At 61.5% G+C, this 14,747-nt stretch carries 14 protein-coding genes; 6 read left to right on the forward strand and 8 right to left on the reverse strand.

Annotated features, from left to right (window positions below):
• Positions 1–1,129 precede the first annotated feature (1,129 nt).
• The 4 genes from AOA61_RS01900 to AOA61_RS01915 are packed head-to-tail and all read right to left on the reverse strand — an operon-like array spanning position 1,130 to position 5,723.
• Complete coding sequence (locus AOA61_RS01900; protein ID WP_099601003.1) at positions 1,130–2,374, reverse strand: efflux RND transporter periplasmic adaptor subunit; 1,245 nt, start codon at positions 2,372–2,374, stop codon at positions 1,130–1,132.
• The gene (locus AOA61_RS01905) at positions 2,364–3,827 is read right to left on the reverse strand and encodes a TolC family protein (RefSeq protein ID WP_099601004.1); all 1,464 of its coding nucleotides are present in this window, start codon (positions 3,825–3,827) and stop codon (positions 2,364–2,366) included. Before AOA61_RS01905 ends, AOA61_RS01900 begins: the two co-directional genes overlap by 11 nt.
• Positions 3,820–5,019, reverse strand: coding sequence for an ABC transporter permease (locus AOA61_RS01910; protein WP_099601006.1), 1,200 nt, complete (start codon positions 5,017–5,019; stop codon positions 3,820–3,822). Before AOA61_RS01910 ends, AOA61_RS01905 begins: the two co-directional genes overlap by 8 nt.
• Positions 5,016–5,723 (reverse strand): ABC transporter ATP-binding protein, encoded by a 708-nt coding sequence (locus AOA61_RS01915; protein ID WP_032889741.1) that lies wholly within the window; start codon positions 5,721–5,723, stop codon positions 5,016–5,018. The genes AOA61_RS01910 and AOA61_RS01915 overlap by 4 nt, the downstream gene beginning before the upstream one ends.
• A gap of 359 nt (positions 5,724–6,082) precedes the next feature.
• Here AOA61_RS01915 and AOA61_RS01920 point away from each other — a divergent pair, with 359 nt between their 5' ends.
• Positions 6,083–6,841 (forward strand): TetR/AcrR family transcriptional regulator, encoded by a 759-nt coding sequence (locus AOA61_RS01920; protein WP_032889739.1) that lies wholly within the window; start codon positions 6,083–6,085, stop codon positions 6,839–6,841.
• Between the two features lie 167 nt (positions 6,842–7,008).
• Here the strand turns inward: AOA61_RS01920 and AOA61_RS01925 are convergent, their stop codons facing one another.
• Together AOA61_RS01925 and AOA61_RS01930 are read right to left on the reverse strand one after the other, a co-directional pair.
• The gene (locus tag AOA61_RS01925) at positions 7,009–8,070 is read right to left on the reverse strand and encodes an FUSC family protein (RefSeq protein ID WP_032890043.1); all 1,062 of its coding nucleotides are present in this window, start codon (positions 8,068–8,070) and stop codon (positions 7,009–7,011) included.
• A gap of 23 nt (positions 8,071–8,093) precedes the next feature.
• Positions 8,094–9,710: an NADP-dependent glyceraldehyde-3-phosphate dehydrogenase gene (locus AOA61_RS01930; protein ID WP_032889737.1), complete on the reverse strand. Its 1,617-nt coding sequence runs from the start codon at positions 9,708–9,710 to the stop codon at positions 8,094–8,096.
• A 138-nt stretch (positions 9,711–9,848) separates the two neighbouring features.
• Here AOA61_RS01930 and AOA61_RS01935 point away from each other — a divergent pair, with 138 nt between their 5' ends.
• From AOA61_RS01935 to AOA61_RS01945, 3 genes are all read left to right on the forward strand, one after another.
• Positions 9,849–10,733 carry a Dyp-type peroxidase gene (locus AOA61_RS01935; protein WP_095184427.1) on the forward strand — a complete coding sequence of 295 codons (885 nt, stop codon included), beginning with the start codon at positions 9,849–9,851 and terminating at the stop codon, positions 10,731–10,733.
• Positions 10,734–10,798: 65 nt separating this feature from the next.
• Positions 10,799–12,163, forward strand: a complete 1,365-nt coding sequence (locus AOA61_RS01940; protein WP_032889731.1) for an MFS transporter — start codon at positions 10,799–10,801, stop codon at positions 12,161–12,163.
• Positions 12,164–12,233: 70 nt separating this feature from the next.
• Positions 12,234–13,355, forward strand: coding sequence for an MFS transporter (locus AOA61_RS01945; RefSeq protein WP_099601007.1), 1,122 nt, complete (start codon positions 12,234–12,236; stop codon positions 13,353–13,355).
• Between the two features lies 1 nt (position 13,356).
• On the opposite strand, the gene AOA61_RS01950 is transcribed toward AOA61_RS01945, so the two are convergent.
• Positions 13,357–13,878 carry a DUF3087 family protein gene (locus AOA61_RS01950; protein ID WP_095184429.1) on the reverse strand — a complete coding sequence of 174 codons (522 nt, stop codon included), beginning with the start codon at positions 13,876–13,878 and terminating at the stop codon, positions 13,357–13,359.
• A gap of 133 nt (positions 13,879–14,011) precedes the next feature.
• Here AOA61_RS01950 and AOA61_RS01955 point away from each other — a divergent pair, with 133 nt between their 5' ends.
• Together AOA61_RS01955 and AOA61_RS01960 are read left to right on the forward strand one after the other, a co-directional pair.
• On the forward strand, positions 14,012–14,191 hold the full coding sequence (locus tag AOA61_RS01955; RefSeq protein ID WP_032889724.1) for a hypothetical protein: 180 nt from the start codon (positions 14,012–14,014) through the stop codon (positions 14,189–14,191).
• A 12-nt stretch (positions 14,192–14,203) separates the two neighbouring features.
• A complete protein-coding gene (locus AOA61_RS01960; RefSeq protein WP_032889722.1) occupies positions 14,204–14,404 on the forward strand; it encodes a DUF6021 family protein in 201 nt (66 codons plus the stop codon).
• A gap of 45 nt (positions 14,405–14,449) precedes the next feature.
• Here AOA61_RS01960 and AOA61_RS01965 read toward each other — a convergent pair whose 3' ends face one another.
• Positions 14,450–14,686, reverse strand: coding sequence for a DUF6555 family protein (locus AOA61_RS01965; protein WP_032889720.1), 237 nt, complete (start codon positions 14,684–14,686; stop codon positions 14,450–14,452).
• Between the last annotated feature and the right edge of the window lie 61 nt (positions 14,687–14,747).

Consider the following 14,747-nt stretch of genomic DNA (forward strand, 5'->3'; position numbering starts at 1 on the left):
CTTTGTGAAGGCCGGAATGCCGGCCATCGTGGTTGACGGGGCGATTTCAGATCAAAAGCAAGAGCGTGGCGGCCTGAGAGCCGACCGGGTTCTCATGTCCAACTTCGCCCAAATGTGGGAGGGGGCTTGCTCCCGATGGCGGTGTGTCAGTCACAGCTGCATAAACTGACCCACCGCCATCGGGAGCAAGCCCCCTCCCACAGTTTGATCTCCATAGATCAGAGGCGCCCCGTCAAACACGCTGGCCGAACGCAGGCTTTAATCCGTGGCTAACTCGGCAGGACGCCGGGTTAGACGCACTGGGCCATGGATGGCCCAGCGCGGTGGCCCACGGATTCAAGCCTGAGTGCGGGCACACCGAGCCTAGGCGGCTAGTGGTCCCGCTCTTACAGTGGGTCACTTTTGTAAAGGCCGGAATGCCGGCCATCGTGGTTGACGGGGCGATTTCAGATCAAAAGCAAGAGCGTGGCGGCCTGAGAACCGACCGGGTTCTCAGGTCCAACTCCGCCCAAATGTGGGAGGGGGCTTGCTCCCGATGGCAGTGTGTCAGTTTATGCAGCTGTGACTGACCCACCGCCATCGGGAGCAAGCCCCCTCCCACAGTTTGATCTCCATAGATCAGATAGGCCTCACCTTGTCTTGGATCTGTTTTTGATTTGGCTCTTACATCCTTTTCGCAGACGAATTCAGCGGTCTTTTGATCTGCGCTTTTGATTGTGATCTTAGGCGCCCCGTCAAACACGCTGGCCGAACGCAGGCTTTAATCCGTGGCTAACCCGGCAGGACGCCGGGTTAGACGCACTGGGCCATGGATGGCCCAGTGCGGTGGCCCACGGATTCAAGCCTGAGTGCGGGCACACCGAGCCTAGGCGGCTAGTGGTCCCGCTCTTACAACGGGTCACTTTTGTAAAGGCCGGAATGCCGGGCATCGTGGTTGACGGGGCGATTTCAGATCAAAAGCAAGAGCGTGGCGGCCTGAGAGCCCACCGGTTCTTAAGTTGAACTCATTTCAAATGTGGGAGGGGGCTTGCTCCCGATGGCGGTGGGTCAGTTTATGCAGCTTTGACTGACCCTCTGCCATCGGGAGCAAGTCGAACCGTCGCACCGCCATCCCACAGGGGATCTCCATTTATCTTGAGGTCTTCACAAAGCCAGGCTTGAGGCCAAACACCTCAACCCCCTGCGCCGTCGATTGCCCGGTGGTCACTTTCACTCGCTCCACCGGCTTATCCATCGCTTCTCGATACTCCACCGTCATATCCGCTTGGATCGCCTCGCTCGGAATCACAATCGCCTGCGCATTGTTGTAGGTGATGATGGTCAACCGCGCACTCATCCCCAACCGCACCCGCTGCAACTGCTGGGGCGTCAGCTTGGGGATCGATAGCGTCACCGGAAACTGCGCACTGCCCTGGCTGTCACTGGCCATCGCCAACCCGCTGACCACACTGACTGAGCCAGTCAGCCGCTCGCCATCAAACCCATCGCCCATGACCTCCACCGCTTGGCCCTGATGCAATTGGTTGATGTCCAACTCCGAGACCTTGGCGACGATTTTCAGCCGTTCTATGTTCGCCAACCCGAACAACACCTGGCCTTGGCTGATCTTGCTCCCAACCTGGATGGGTGCGTTGGTAATGCCGCCGCCTTGGGGTGTGTTATTGCCAGGCGCGGGTACCACGATGCCGGAAAACGGCGCCTTGACCTCCTGGCCTTCGAGCAACGTGCGCAGGGCCTCGTATTTCACCGTAGCGTTGGTCAGTTCCATGTCGGCAATCTGGCGGTACTCGCCTTTGCCCTGATCGAGCGCCTGTTGCAGTTCGCTGCGGGCGGAGGCGAGGTCCAGCTGTTGTTGCTGGGCTTGCTGCTTGAGTTCGTCCAGTTCGTTGCGCGGGATGATGCCGCGCTTGAACAGGTTGTCGCTTTCGGTGAGTTTGCGCTGGGTGTTGCCAGCATTCATCTCGGTGGTGCGCAGGCTGCGGCGGGCACGGCTGACTGTCGGGCTGCTCTCCCAGTCTTGCATCTCCTGCACGGTACGCCGGGCTTTGAGCTGGGCGGAAAGTGCGTCGCGCAGTTGCACTTGGAGGGTGGCCGGGTCCATGCGCAGCAGCACCTGACCGGCCTCGACCCGTTGGCCTTGTTCCACCAGGTTGGCCTGCACGTTGCCGTCGAACGGGGCGGTGAGGATGAGGGTGGTGTCGGGCTCGATCTTGCCCACCAGACCTATCTGGTGCACCAGCGGGTCGGGTTTTATGGCCAGCCATTGCTCGGCGGTACTGGCGGGACTGGAAGCAGGACTGCGCAACGCCAGCCCCGCTCCGACCAGCAGCAGGATCACTACAGCGCCCAGCAGGCGTTTTCGATTAGTAGTCATTGAGGGTGATTTCCCAACTTTCCAGCGTCATGCCCAGGGTCAAGTCGAGCTGGGTCTGGGCGTTCAAATAAGCGATCAGTGCATTGAGCTGCGCGTTTTCGGCGTTGCGCAGGTCGGTCTCGAAACTCAGCACCTGGAAGTTGGTGGAACGTCCGGCACTGAGCTTTTCCCGCTCGATCTCGATCTTGCGCCGTGACAGCTCCACCGCACGCTGGGATATTTCATATTGGCGCCAACGGGTGCCGAGGTCGCGCACCACATCGTTGACGCTGCGCTCCAGTTCCTGACGGGCGTCGGTGATGCGAATCTCCTGATCCTCCACATTCACCCGCGCACGCACTTCGGCCTGGCGAGTGCTGATGTCGCCGATGGGGATCTGCACCTGCACCCCGGCGTAGCTGTCCCAGGTGCGGTTATTGCTGCTGCCGGCGTCGTTATTGTAGTTGTCGCGAATCTGGTTCGCGCCGGCCACCAAATCCACCTGCCAGCGCCCGGAGTCTTTGGCGATCACCAGGTCGAGGTCGGCCTGCTGGCTGCCGAGCAGGGCGGCGAGGTACTCCGGTTGCTGGGTTTGCGCCAGGGTGAAGGCCTGGTGCTTGTCGATCTGCATGGGCTTGGCCTCCAGGGCTTCGGTGGCGCGAATCGGCGTGGACAGGTCCAGGGCCAGCAGACGCAGGAGCGCCATGCGATTGGTATCGAGTTGGTTTTGCGCTTCTTCCACGCCCAACTGCTGGGTGGCGATATCGGCTTCGGTCTGCACGATTTCGAACTCGGCCATGCGCCCGGCGCTGATCAGCGCCTTGTTCACGTTCAGCAAGGTGTCGGAGCGTTTGAGGGCTTCCTGCACGATCAGCAGTTGTTCCTGGGCGCGCAGCAGTTCGCGGTAGGTGGCGATGATCTGGCTGATGGTCTGCGCCACGGTGGCCTTGAGGTTCAGGCGATTGGCCTGTTCCGACAGGCGCGACAGGCGCAGCGGCGCGGTGGTGGCGTCCCAGCCGGCACCGCGCAGCAGCGGTTGGATGATCGCCAGGTCCAGGCCGTCGCTGCGGTAACGGCCGGCGCGGTCGGCGTTGTTCAGTTGCTGGGTCCAGCCCATGCTCAGTCGGGTGCCGTACTCACTGAGCAAACTGGTGGCCGGCGCCACGTTGGTGTTGCGTGCGCTGTCCTGGGAACCGCGGGTGGCGCGGTAATAGCTGTTGAGCGTGAGCTTGGGGTTGAACACGTCTTCAGCGACCCGCAGGTCGAACTTCTGCGCCACCCGTTGCAGGTAGGCGCTGCGGATTGCCGGGTTGTTGCGCAGGCCCAGGTACACCGCGTCGCCAAGGGTCAGCGCGGTGACCTGGGCGTTCAACGACACGCTGCGGGGGCTGCTGGGGGCCGAGGGACGGATGACCACATCGGCCGCCACGCCGGGCAGGCTGATCAGCGCGAGCAACCAGAGCCATTTACTCATCACGCAGGGCCTCCACCGGTTGCAATCGCGAGGCCGAAACTGCCGGGTAGAGGCCGAAGAACAAACCCACCAGCAATGTACTGCCCACGCCGAGGGGCAGGGCGGCAGCCGCCAGCGCGAATTCCCAGCCCGACAGCCAGGCGTAGAGCCAGGCAGCGCTCATGCCCAGCACCGCGCCGCACAGCGCGCCGACGGCGGTGAGGGTCACGGCTTCGAGCAGGAACAGGTTACGGATATCCCGCTGGCGAGCGCCCAAGGCCATGCGAATGCCGATCTCGCGGCGGCGCTCCGAGACGTTCATCAGCATCACGTTCATCACCCCCACGCCACCGCCCACCAGGGAAATCGCGCCGAGGGCCAGTAGCAGGTAGGCGAAGGTGCGGCTTTGCCGGGTCATGCCGTCGATCATTTGCTGAGGCACCTGAATGTCGACAGTGTGTTTGGTGAGCTGGGTCTGCAACGCGTCGGCGGCTGCCCGGGCGATGTGCTCCATGTCCTGGCCGGGCGCGGCGCGGATGATCACATTGCTGATCTGCGGCGTGGCGTAGATACGGCGCATGCCTTCGGCGGGGATGAACAATGACTCGTTGGCCTGCACCGGCATCAGCATCGCCCGCGGTTGGTTGTGCAGAATGCCGACGATCAGGAACAAGTAATCGTTGATGCGCACCCGGTCGCCCAGTTGCACGGGATCGCCCGGCGCCCCGAGTGCCTGGGCGACCTGGTCGCCAATCACGCCATAGGTTTCGTTGGCGTCGTAGCTCGACAGAAAACGCCCTTGTCGCAGTTCCAGGCGCATCGTTTGGGGAATCTCCGCTGTGCCGCCGACGAAGTTGGCGTTGGCTGTGCGGCCATGGAACACGATGGGCCCGCTGAACAGGCTGAGTGCGCCGATATGGGCGATGCCTGGCACGGCCTCGCGCACCGCTTGCAGGTTGAGTGGGGTACGCATCGGCACGTTGTTGTTGCCTTTGGGCGGGAACTGCACCACCAGGGTGTCGGTGCCCATGTCCTTGAAAATCATCGCGGCATCCACTGCCGCGTTATGGCCGATATTGATCAGTGCTACCACCGACGAACTACCAATGACGATGCCCAGCAGGGCCAGAACCGAGCGCTTGCCAAGGGTGCGCAGGCTGATGAAGGCTTCATGCAGCAATTGGCTGAGGCTCTGTTCGACCCGCAGGCTCATAGGCGACCAACCTCGTGCACCACGCCGTTGCGCACCAGAATCTTGCGTTCCAGGCGTTCGGCGATAGTCGCGTCGTGGGTGACGATGATCAGCGTGACCTGTTGCTCGCGGTTCAGCGCCAGCAGCAGGTCCATGATGTCCTGAGCGGTGCTGCTGTCGAGGTTGCCGGTGGGTTCGTCGGCCAGGATCACCGAAGGTTTGCCGACCAGCGCGCGGGCGATAGCAACGCGTTGGCGCTGACCGCCGGAAAGGTCGGCGGGGCGATGGTGAGCGCGGTCGGCCAAACCCACTTGTTCGAGCATGCGCAGGGCCTGCTCCACCGATTCGTGGCGCGACACACCGCGATAGCTCAGGGGCAAGGCGACGTTGTCCAAGGCGCTGAGGCGCGGCAGCAGGTTGAAGCTCTGGAACACAAAACCGATCTGTTGGTTGCGGATCGCAGCCAGTTCATCCGGGGTGGCGCTGAAAATATCGTGGCCCGCAAAGTGGTACTGGCCGCAGTTGGGCAAGTCCAACAGGCCAAGAATATTGAGTAGGGTGCTTTTACCGGAGCCGGACGCGCCGAGAATGCCGCAGCTGTCACCGCGGGTGATGGACAGGCACACGTCATTGAGAATGGACAGCTCTTGCCCGGCCAACTGATAGCGTTTGCCGATGCCTTGCAGGGAGATCAAGCCTGGGTGCGCGGGGGTATCTGTCATCATGACTACGCCTGCAGTCTCGACGCTGCCGTCATGTCCCCCGGTAAATCCTTGTAACAAGTTCGGGAGTTGTCAGGTACGCGTCACGGACTGGTTTTATTTCTTGTTTTTAAAATATTGTTTGAATACTAACCGTGTTCCCAGCGCTTCGCCAGCCATGGATGTAGAGCGGTTTTACCCTTTGAAACGATTACATAACGCGGTGTGAGGGGCCGTCAAAATTGCCCGGATCACCCTCAAAATGCCCGCTGGCCAAGGCTTTGAATCGTATGGCGGTGTATCCCCACTTGCTTTCGACCGGCCGCCCCGGTATAAAAAATCAAATTATTTTTTAAAACAATATTTCCGCCGTGGAACCCTTTATGGTCGCGAAGAAACTCAGCGCTCCAAACATTACCAAGACTCGATTGCTGGATGCGACAGAGGCGCTCTTTATTAAGTACGGTTATGACGCAGTGTTGTTACGGCAGATTACCGAGCGAGCCCAAGTGAACCTGGCCGCTGTGAACTACCACTTCGGGGACAAGGATTCCCTGATGAAAACCCTGCTGATGCAGCGCCTGGAACCGCTCAACGAGCAGCGCCTGGAACTGCTGGCCCGTTGTGAAGCCGAGTCTGATGGCCCACTCGATTGCGATACCCTCCTAGGCGTGCTGTTCGCCCCGGCCATGGGCCTGGAGCGCAGCGATCCGGCCAGTGCGAGTGGGGAAGGGCGTTCGTTCATCCGTTTCCTGGGTCGTGTGTACAGCGACACCTCACCGTTCATCCAGGAATACCTCAAGGTGCATTACCAGCCGGTGTTCCAGCGCTTCTTCGAAGCGTTCGCCCTGGCCTTGCCGGATCTGCCGCGCAATGAGCTGGGCGTGCGCCTGCAATTTGCCCTCAAGGCGATTTCCGGGGTGATGGCCGGCACCGAACTGCGCCTGCTGATGAATTCCATGAGCCTGGGCCGCCCGGCGACGGATGCCGAAGTGATGGCCAAGTTGATCACCTTGGTCTCGGCGGCGATTCGTGTGCCGCAGCAAAGCCCGGAAGCGGAAACCGCGTTGGCGAAGGTGCTGGATACCCAGCGTGCCATTCGTGAACAAGCGGCCGCGCCCGCTGCCAAGGCCTCGCGCTAAGTCAAATCCCGGGCAAAAAAAAGCCCGCTGGGGCGGCGGGCTTGATGTGCAACGTTTGTAACGGATGAGGCTTCACCCTACGTCCCGGGATGTGAATAAAACGTGAAAAATATGTAGGAGAAAGTGTGAATGTGTAGATGCTGGGTACACGTCAACGGACCAGCTTTCTAGATCTTCCAGCGCCCGGCGCTCTTAGCCAGCCGCTGGCGCATCCCATCCACATTCGCCGCCAATTGCACCGTCAGCAACCGATAACCGTCCAACGCGCTGTAGACCGGCGTATCCAGCGCCGGCTCGCTCACGCCGGCATGGCTTGGCCGCTCCAACCGCTCTGTCACCCCCGACTTCAGCGCCCGCGCCATCCCCACCAACTGCACACGAATCTGCCGGTGCTCGGCCTTCAACATCATCTGCATGCGCGCAGTGGCCTGTTCATCACGCGGGTCCGGCCGCGTGTTGCCGAGAATTTCCAGGGTGCTGATGCACATGCGCAGGTGCCGCTGGATCGCGTCCAGTTCGGTCATGGAGATGCGCACTTCCTTGGACACCGACGGCATCAGCGAGCGCAGTTGCACCATGGCGGCATTCAAACGGTTCAACAATTTGAGGTGTTCATCATCGGTGACCGATTGGCCGTTGATGATCCTGCTGTAAATCGCCGCACAGTCGCGCAAAGCACTGGCCAGGTTGTAGCGCCACGAGTACACGGCATACAGCGGTAGGGCGAAGGAAAACGCCAGGGCCAGCACGATGCCAATCAGGATATCGACCGTGCGCCACAAACCATCCGAGATCGGATTGTCTCCGTGGCCGGCGACGATAAACACCGTGATCGCCGACAGCAGGGCGATGTATCCGCCCTTGCCGATGGCGTGATAGGAAAAGAACCCGCACACCACCGACATCAGCAAATAGGTCAACAGCGGCAGACCGAAGTAGGCCTGTTGCACCACCAGCAGCAAGCCGACGCTGGCGCCGATCAAAGTACCGTAGGCGCGCTCCACGGCTTTCTTGCCGATATTGCCGTGGTGCTGCAAACCGCCGATCACGATCAGCATGGTCACCGACGCCCACTCACCGTGGGGCAGGTTGATGCCGGTGGTCAGCAGGATCGTCGCCAGCAAGCCAATGGACACGCGCACGGCGTGGATCAGCTTGGCATGGCGATAGCGACGGTACGGGTCGAGCAACGGGCGCAGCAGGCGCCGGGCAAACATAGGCAAATGCAGGTTAATCAACTGCTCGCGTTCCTCTAGAAAATGTAATCGGTGGTCAGGAAGCTCGAATCGCGGTTGCGCAGGATGTCGCTGACCAGCGCCTTGTTGCTCTCCTGGAACTTGGTGGCCACCAGGGTGCGGATCGAGAACACCCGCAAGGCGTCATGTACCGACAACGTGCCTTCGGCCGAGTTCTTGCGCCCGTTGAATGGGAACGTGTCCGGCCCGCGCTGGCACTGGGCGTTGATATTGATCCGGCCAACCTGATTGGCAAAGGTGTCCACCAGACGCCCAACTGCCACGGCGTTGGTGCCGAAGATGCTCAATTGCTGCCCGAAGTCCGAGTCGAGTACGTACTCGATCACCGTCTCCAGATCGCGGTAAGGCACGATCGGCACCACCGGGCCGAACTGTTCTTCGTGGTACACGCGCATCTGCGGGTTCACCGGGTACAGCACGGCCGGGTAGAAAAACGAACCACGGCTGGTGCCACCGTTGGCATTCACCACCTGGGCACCGTGTTGTTGAGCATCGGCCACCAGATCATTGAGGTAATCCACCTTGCCCACTTCCGGCAGCGGCGTCAGCGACACGCCGTCTTCCCATGGCATGCCGGGCTTGAGTGTCGCCAGCTTGGCGTTGAATTTCTCGATAAAGCTGTCGACCACATCCTCATGCACAAACAGGATTTTCAACGCGGTGCAGCGCTGGCCGTTGAACGACAACGAACCGGTGACGGCCTCGCTGACGGCATTGTCCAGGTCCACCTCGGGCAACACGATGCCGGGGTTTTTCGCGTCCAGGCCCAGTGCAGCACGCAAGCGGTGCGGCTTGGGGTGCAGTTTTTTAAGGTCGCTGGCGGCCTTGTTGGTGCCGATAAACGCAAAGATATCGATCTTGCCGCTGGCCATCAGCGCGCTGACGGTTTCACGGCCACTGCCGTAGATCACGTTGATCACTCCGGCCGGGAAGCTGTCGCGGAACGCTTCCAGCAGCGGGCGGATCAGCAGCACGCCGAGCTTGGCCGGTTTGAACACCACGGTGTTGCCCATGATCAACGCCGGGATCAGCGTGGTGAAGGTCTCATTGAGCGGGTAGTTGTAGGGGCCCATGCACAGCGCTACACCCAGCGGTACGCGGCGGATTTGCCCGAGGGTGTCCTGTTCCAGTTCGAAGCGGCTGCTGCGACGGTCCAGTTCCTTGAGGGCATTGATGGTGTCGGTGATGTAGTCGCAGGTGCGGTCGAACTCTTTTTGCGAGTCCTTGAGGTTCTTGCCGATTTCCCACATCAGCAGCGTGACCACCGCATCGCGCTGTTCGCGCATACGGCGCAAAAACGCTTCGACATGCTGGATACGGTCCGCCACACGCATGGTTGGCCATTCGCCCTGGCCCCGGTCGTAGGCGCGCACGGCGGCATCGAGGGCGGTGAGGGCGGTGTCGGCGTCCAGCAGCGGCGTGCTGCCGATCACCACACGGCTGTCGCCCAACTGCACCGGGCTCTGCACCTGGGCCAGCGGGCCGTTCCACACCTGCAACTGGCCATCGACCAGGTAATCACGCTGTTCAATGGGCGCTTCAAGCCGGAATTGCTCGGGAATATCGGCCACGGACGTTGGAAACAGCTGGGCGAGCAGGTTGCTGGTGGTCATGTCGCTACCCCTGGAATAGTTTCAAAACATGACTAGAGAGTCACCCAACAAAGGGCTCTATGGCAAGGCTTGCGCGCTTTCTCCTACGCACGATGACGTACGGCAGGTAAACTGCGCGCCTTTCTTGAAGGAGTTCACATGAGTCACTACCAGCCGGGCATTCTTGCCGCACCGGTGCCTTTGCAGGCACGCCATCTGTTTTTTGCCGTGCAAACCCTTGAAGCCGTACCGGCCGCGTTGGACGCGCTGGTGCAACTGGTGGATTCGGCGGCAGTGGTCGGTTTTGGTGAACCGCTGGTAAATGCACTGGGCACGCACATCGATGGTCTGCGCCCATTCCCGGCGGTCAGCGGCCCGGGTGCGAATAATCCGTCCACCCAGCAGGCACTGTGGGTGTGGCTGCACGGTGTGGATCGCGGTGAACTGCTGTTGCGCAGCCGTGCCTATGAAAAGGCCCTGGCCCCGGCGTTTGGCCTGGTGCAGTCAACCGAAGGCTTTCGCTACAAGACCGGGTTTGACCTCACCGATTATGAAGACGGCACCGAAAACCCCCACGACGACGCCGCCGTTGACGCCGCGCTGACCGACAGCGGCGCCAGCTTCGCTGCGATCCAGCAATGGCAGCACGATCTCGACGGCTTCGCCGCCTTGCCCGCCCAGGAGCGCGACCACATCATCGGCCGCCGCCATGGCGATAACGAAGAGCTGGACGACGCCCCCGAATCCGCCCACACCAAACGCACCGCCCAGGAAAGCTTTACCCCGGAAGCCTTCGTGGTACGCCGCTCGATGCCGTGGGCCGAGAACGGTCAGGCGGGTTTGATGTTCCTCGCGTTCGGCCACTCGTTCGATGCTTTTGAAGCACAACTGCGCCGGATGAGCGGGTTGGAAGACGGGATTGTCGACGGGTTGTACCGCATCAGCACGCCGTTGACCGGTGGTTACTACTGGTGCCCGCCGGTTATAGGCGGGCATTTGGACCTGAGCGCGCTGGCGAACATGAAATTGTCGACAGGCAACTGATCCGCGGCTGAAAAAAATCAGCGCTGCCCTTAATCTGGCAGCCTTATCACCCGCGTGGATCGTTCATGTCTTCTGCCGCCGATGGCCTGCCTCTCAACAAACGCCTGCCTGCCGTGATCGCGATCTCCCTGGGGATCGGCATGGCGACGTTGGACACGGCCATCGTCAACACCGCACTGCCGACACTGGCCGAAGGGATTGGTACCGATTCCGCCTCGGTGATCTGGGTGGTCAACGCCTACCAGTTGGCGATTATTGCCACGGTGCTGCCGTTTGCGTCGCTGAGTGACGTGCTGGGGCATCGCCGTGTGTACCTTGGCGGGTTGCTGCTGTTTATCGTCTCGTCGCTGTTTTGCGGGTTGGCCGGTTCGCTGGAGACCCTGACGGCTGCGCGGGTGGTGCAGGGGCTGGGGGCGGCGGCGATCATGAGTGTGAACACGGCGTTGCTGCGGCATATCTACCCGTCAAAAATGCTTGGGCGCGGCCTTGGTTATAACTCGTTGGTGGTGGGGTTGGCCTTTACCTTGGGGCCGACCGCCGCGTCGGCGATCCTGTCAGTGGCGACCTGGCACTGGCTGTACCTGATCAATGTGCCGCTGGGGCTGTTGGCCCTGGCACTCGGCGTGCGTTCACTGCCCATCCTCCCCATCACCGGGCACGCGTTTGACCGGCTGGCGGCATTGTTATGTGCCGGTTTGTTCGCCTTGTTGGTCTTGGGCCTTGGCACAGCGGTGCACGGCGCTCAAGGCGCACTGACCCTGGGCTTGATTGCCGTGGCGCTGCTGTGCGGCACCTTGTTGCTGCGTCGCCAGGCCGGTCATCCGGCGCCGATGCTCGCCTTGGACCTGTTCAAGCGGCCAGTGTTTGCCTTGTCCTCTCTCACTGCGATCTGCGCCTTCAGTGCCCAGGGCCTGGCCTTCGTGTCGCTGCCATTTCTGCTGCAAGCAGTGCTCGGCCATAGCCAGGTGGAAACCGGCTTCCTGATGACGCCATGGCCGGCCGTGGTGGCGGTGATGGCACTGGTCGCCGGGCGCCTGGCCGACCGTGTGTCCCTGGGCCTGCTGTGCGGCATCGGCCTGCTGATGTTGAGCCTGGGCATGGCCGCATTAGCGACCTTGGACACCGGCGCGTCGGCCTTCGATATCGGTTGGCGCATGGCCTTGTGCGGCGCCGGTTTTGGTTTTTTCCAGTCGCCCAATCTCAAGGCGTTGATGACCAGTGCACCGCTGGCGCGCAGCGGCGGGGCCAGTGGCATCGTGGCGATTTCGCGCTTGTTGGGGCAGACGCTGGGCGCCTCGCTGGTGGCGTTGTGTTTCCACCTGTTCATGGCCAGCGGCCCGCACTCTGCGTTGTGGCTGGGCTGTGCATTTGCGCTGGTGGGCAGCGTGGCCAGCGGTTTGCGTTTGCTGCCCTATGGGAAAAAGACGTGACGGGGCGTTGTAAAGCGCGGTTCGCTAAGGCTACCGTGGCGACCTGAATATTTCGGGATGTTTCAGATTTATGTCCAGTCAGGCCCAACGCACTGCCGACACCACCTCCCGCCGCGCCGCGCTGACCCTGGCGTTGTGCCTGCCCAGCGACGTGTTGCTCTACCTGCTGTTGCCCATGGAATCCCAGGCCTTTGGCATTACCCTGGCACAGGCCGGGGTGTTGCTGGCGGCCAACCGCCTGGTGCGGATTTTCGGTTACCGGCATGTGTTGAATTTCTATGCGCGCAACGGCGATCGTCTGACCTGCATGATCGCCGCCGGTGCCGCTGCGCTGTGTGCCCTGGGCAATTCGGTGCTATCCGGCTTTGCCGCGTTGCTCGGGTTGCGGCTGGTGTGGGGCCTGTGTTTTGCCGCGTTGAACCTGTCGACCCAGGTATTGGCCACCGCTGAGCCAGAGGGCGCCGCGCGCCGGGCCGGGCGTTCGCGGGCCTTGATCGCCTGGGGACCGATGCTGGCGTTGCCGTTCGGTGGTTGGCTGACGCTGTGGGCCGGGCCGCGTCCGATCTTTGTGATTCTCGCCGGTTGCTGCCTGATAGGCCTTTGGATGGCGCGCGGCTTGCCCAGCGCCGGACATGATTTGCACAGCACACCAGGGCGTCGCTTCAAGTGGCCGGACAGCGTTGCACTGTGGTCGTTTATCGAAGGCGTGGCGCTGGACGGGCTGTTTATCTTTGGGCTGTCGATCCAGGCCCAGAAAATTCTCGGCGGCGATGCGGTGCTGATTGCTGGTGGCTTAATGGCCCTGCGCTACGTCTCGGAAATGCTTCTGAGCCCCCTGGGCGGTCGCGCGGCGCAGCGATTTGGCGCCACCGCCATGTTGCTGCTGTTTTCGTTCTTGAGTGCCCTGGCCTTGAGCGCATTCGGCAGCTATTGGGTGATCGTCGGCGCGGCGGCGGTGCTGGTGCTGCGCGCATTGCAACTGCCGCTGGTGACTACCTTGGTCGCCGAGCGCAACCCCGGTTCGATGCGAGTGTCGGCGCTGGCGTCCAATGCGGTCTGGCGCGACATCGGCGCTGGCCTGGGGCCGCTGCTGGCGGGTCTGCTGCTGCCGGTGGCGTCGGCGCCGCTGGGGTTTGGCGTGGCGGGTGCGGCGATTGCGGTGAGTGCGTTGTTCTGCTGGCGAGGCAGATGATTTAAACGCTTTTCAAACCGTCCAGCCACGCGGGGTCGAAACGGGTCTGTTCGGTGTCGATTCCCAGCGTCTGCATCCTGGCTTTATGCGCGTCCATTTCGCCGACCAGTTGCGCCTGGGCGCTGGAGTTGGCGTCCAGTGCATGCATCTGCGTCAGCCCCAGGTGATAGAAACGCAGCACTTTCATGGCCGTCGGATCATTGGCCTGCACACGTTCGGTGACGGTGTGCATCACATTGGTCACGCGCATCAGCGTGCGCTTGAGCTGCCAGCCGTACACCGCAGCGGCCAGCCACGACTTGGACCAGAACGGGCCGCGCACCAGGGCGACGGTAATCAGCACCCCCGCGAACACACCGCCGACATTGAAGCGAAAGTTATCACCGCCGGGTTCGCCGAACAGCATCACCGCCAGGGTCGACAGCAGCATGGCCAAGGCCATGAACAGCACGGCCACGATCAACGTGCTGCGGCGGGTCTGTTGGCGGTAGGTGACGGGGTCGCAGGGTTTGAGCTCGAACATCTGGTCCAGGTCTCCAGGGCGGGTAGGGGGTGGCATCTTCTCATGGTCAGCGGTCAGCGGTGGGGCAATCAAGTTGAACCATGATCTGTGGCAGTTTCTCTAAACGAATGTAGTCCCTTTGAGGTGAACCACCATGCCCGAATACAAGCAACCACCGCCCGGTACACCCGACCCTGATCGCACACCCGGTGAAGAAGAGCGCGACAACGATGCCTTGCGCCCCAATGACCCGAAAGAGCGTGACGACCATGATGATGTGGAGCGCGTCGAAGAAGACTTGGAAAACCTCCACGACAAAGCTCGCCCGCTCTAACAGGAGACCATTATGAACAAGCGCTCGGATGGGCCCCCCTCTAACGAACACGCCAGCGGCAAGGATGAGCTGGGATTTGACCCCGACTCGCCGGATGTGGCTGATCCGCAGGTTGATCCGGTAGGTCCGGCGATTGCCCCGCTGGATAAAAAGGACAAGGACGAGGCGAAAAAAAAGCCGCCCTACGATCCGTTGGGCGACTTAAAGAAATAACAGCGTAATAGGTAATCAGGCCCCGCCATTGAGCGGGGCCTTCGTTTATTTAGGTGGCGTCCAGGAAACGTCGGTAATCCCGAACTTCTCCGCCCAGGGCCGGGTGGTTTTTTTCACTTGCTCGTGGCCGACGCGGCCGATACGGCTGACATGAGCAATGTCGGCATCGACCGCTGCCCAGTGCCAGGCCTCGGCGTTATTCATCACTTCGGCACGCACCACAAAGGACTTCGGTTGACCGTGCAGTTGGTAGTGGATGGTGTAGATTTTTGCGGTACTCATGTTGCCTCCCTGTCTTGTTATAGATGGAGGCTGAAGCGTTCAAAAAGGTTCATTCAAAATG

This window comes from Pseudomonas sp. 2995-1 (assembly GCF_002742505.1).
Lineage (GTDB): Bacteria > Pseudomonadota > Gammaproteobacteria > Pseudomonadales > Pseudomonadaceae > Aquipseudomonas > Aquipseudomonas sivasensis.

Coding starts and splice junctions, on each gene's coding strand:
- AOA61_RS01900 (WP_099601003.1), bottom strand. CDS start 2,374: ATGACTACTAATCGAAAACGCCTGCTGGGCGCTGTAGTGATCCTGCTG.
- AOA61_RS01905 (WP_099601004.1), bottom strand. CDS start 3,827: ATGAGTAAATGGCTCTGGTTGCTCGCGCTGATCAGCCTGCCCGGCGTG.
- AOA61_RS01910 (WP_099601006.1), bottom strand. CDS start 5,019: ATGAGCCTGCGGGTCGAACAGAGCCTCAGCCAATTGCTGCATGAAGCC.
- AOA61_RS01915 (WP_032889741.1), bottom strand. CDS start 5,723: ATGATGACAGATACCCCCGCGCACCCAGGCTTGATCTCCCTGCAAGGC.
- AOA61_RS01920 (WP_032889739.1), top strand. CDS start 6,083: ATGGTCGCGAAGAAACTCAGCGCTCCAAACATTACCAAGACTCGATTG.
- AOA61_RS01930 (WP_032889737.1), bottom strand. CDS start 9,710: ATGACCACCAGCAACCTGCTCGCCCAGCTGTTTCCAACGTCCGTGGCC.
- AOA61_RS01935 (WP_095184427.1), top strand. CDS start 9,849: ATGAGTCACTACCAGCCGGGCATTCTTGCCGCACCGGTGCCTTTGCAG.
- AOA61_RS01940 (WP_032889731.1), top strand. CDS start 10,799: ATGTCTTCTGCCGCCGATGGCCTGCCTCTCAACAAACGCCTGCCTGCC.
- AOA61_RS01945 (WP_099601007.1), top strand. CDS start 12,234: ATGTCCAGTCAGGCCCAACGCACTGCCGACACCACCTCCCGCCGCGCC.
- AOA61_RS01950 (WP_095184429.1), bottom strand. CDS start 13,878: ATGTTCGAGCTCAAACCCTGCGACCCCGTCACCTACCGCCAACAGACC.
- AOA61_RS01955 (WP_032889724.1), top strand. CDS start 14,012: ATGCCCGAATACAAGCAACCACCGCCCGGTACACCCGACCCTGATCGC.
- AOA61_RS01960 (WP_032889722.1), top strand. CDS start 14,204: ATGAACAAGCGCTCGGATGGGCCCCCCTCTAACGAACACGCCAGCGGC.
- AOA61_RS01965 (WP_032889720.1), bottom strand. CDS start 14,686: ATGAGTACCGCAAAAATCTACACCATCCACTACCAACTGCACGGTCAA.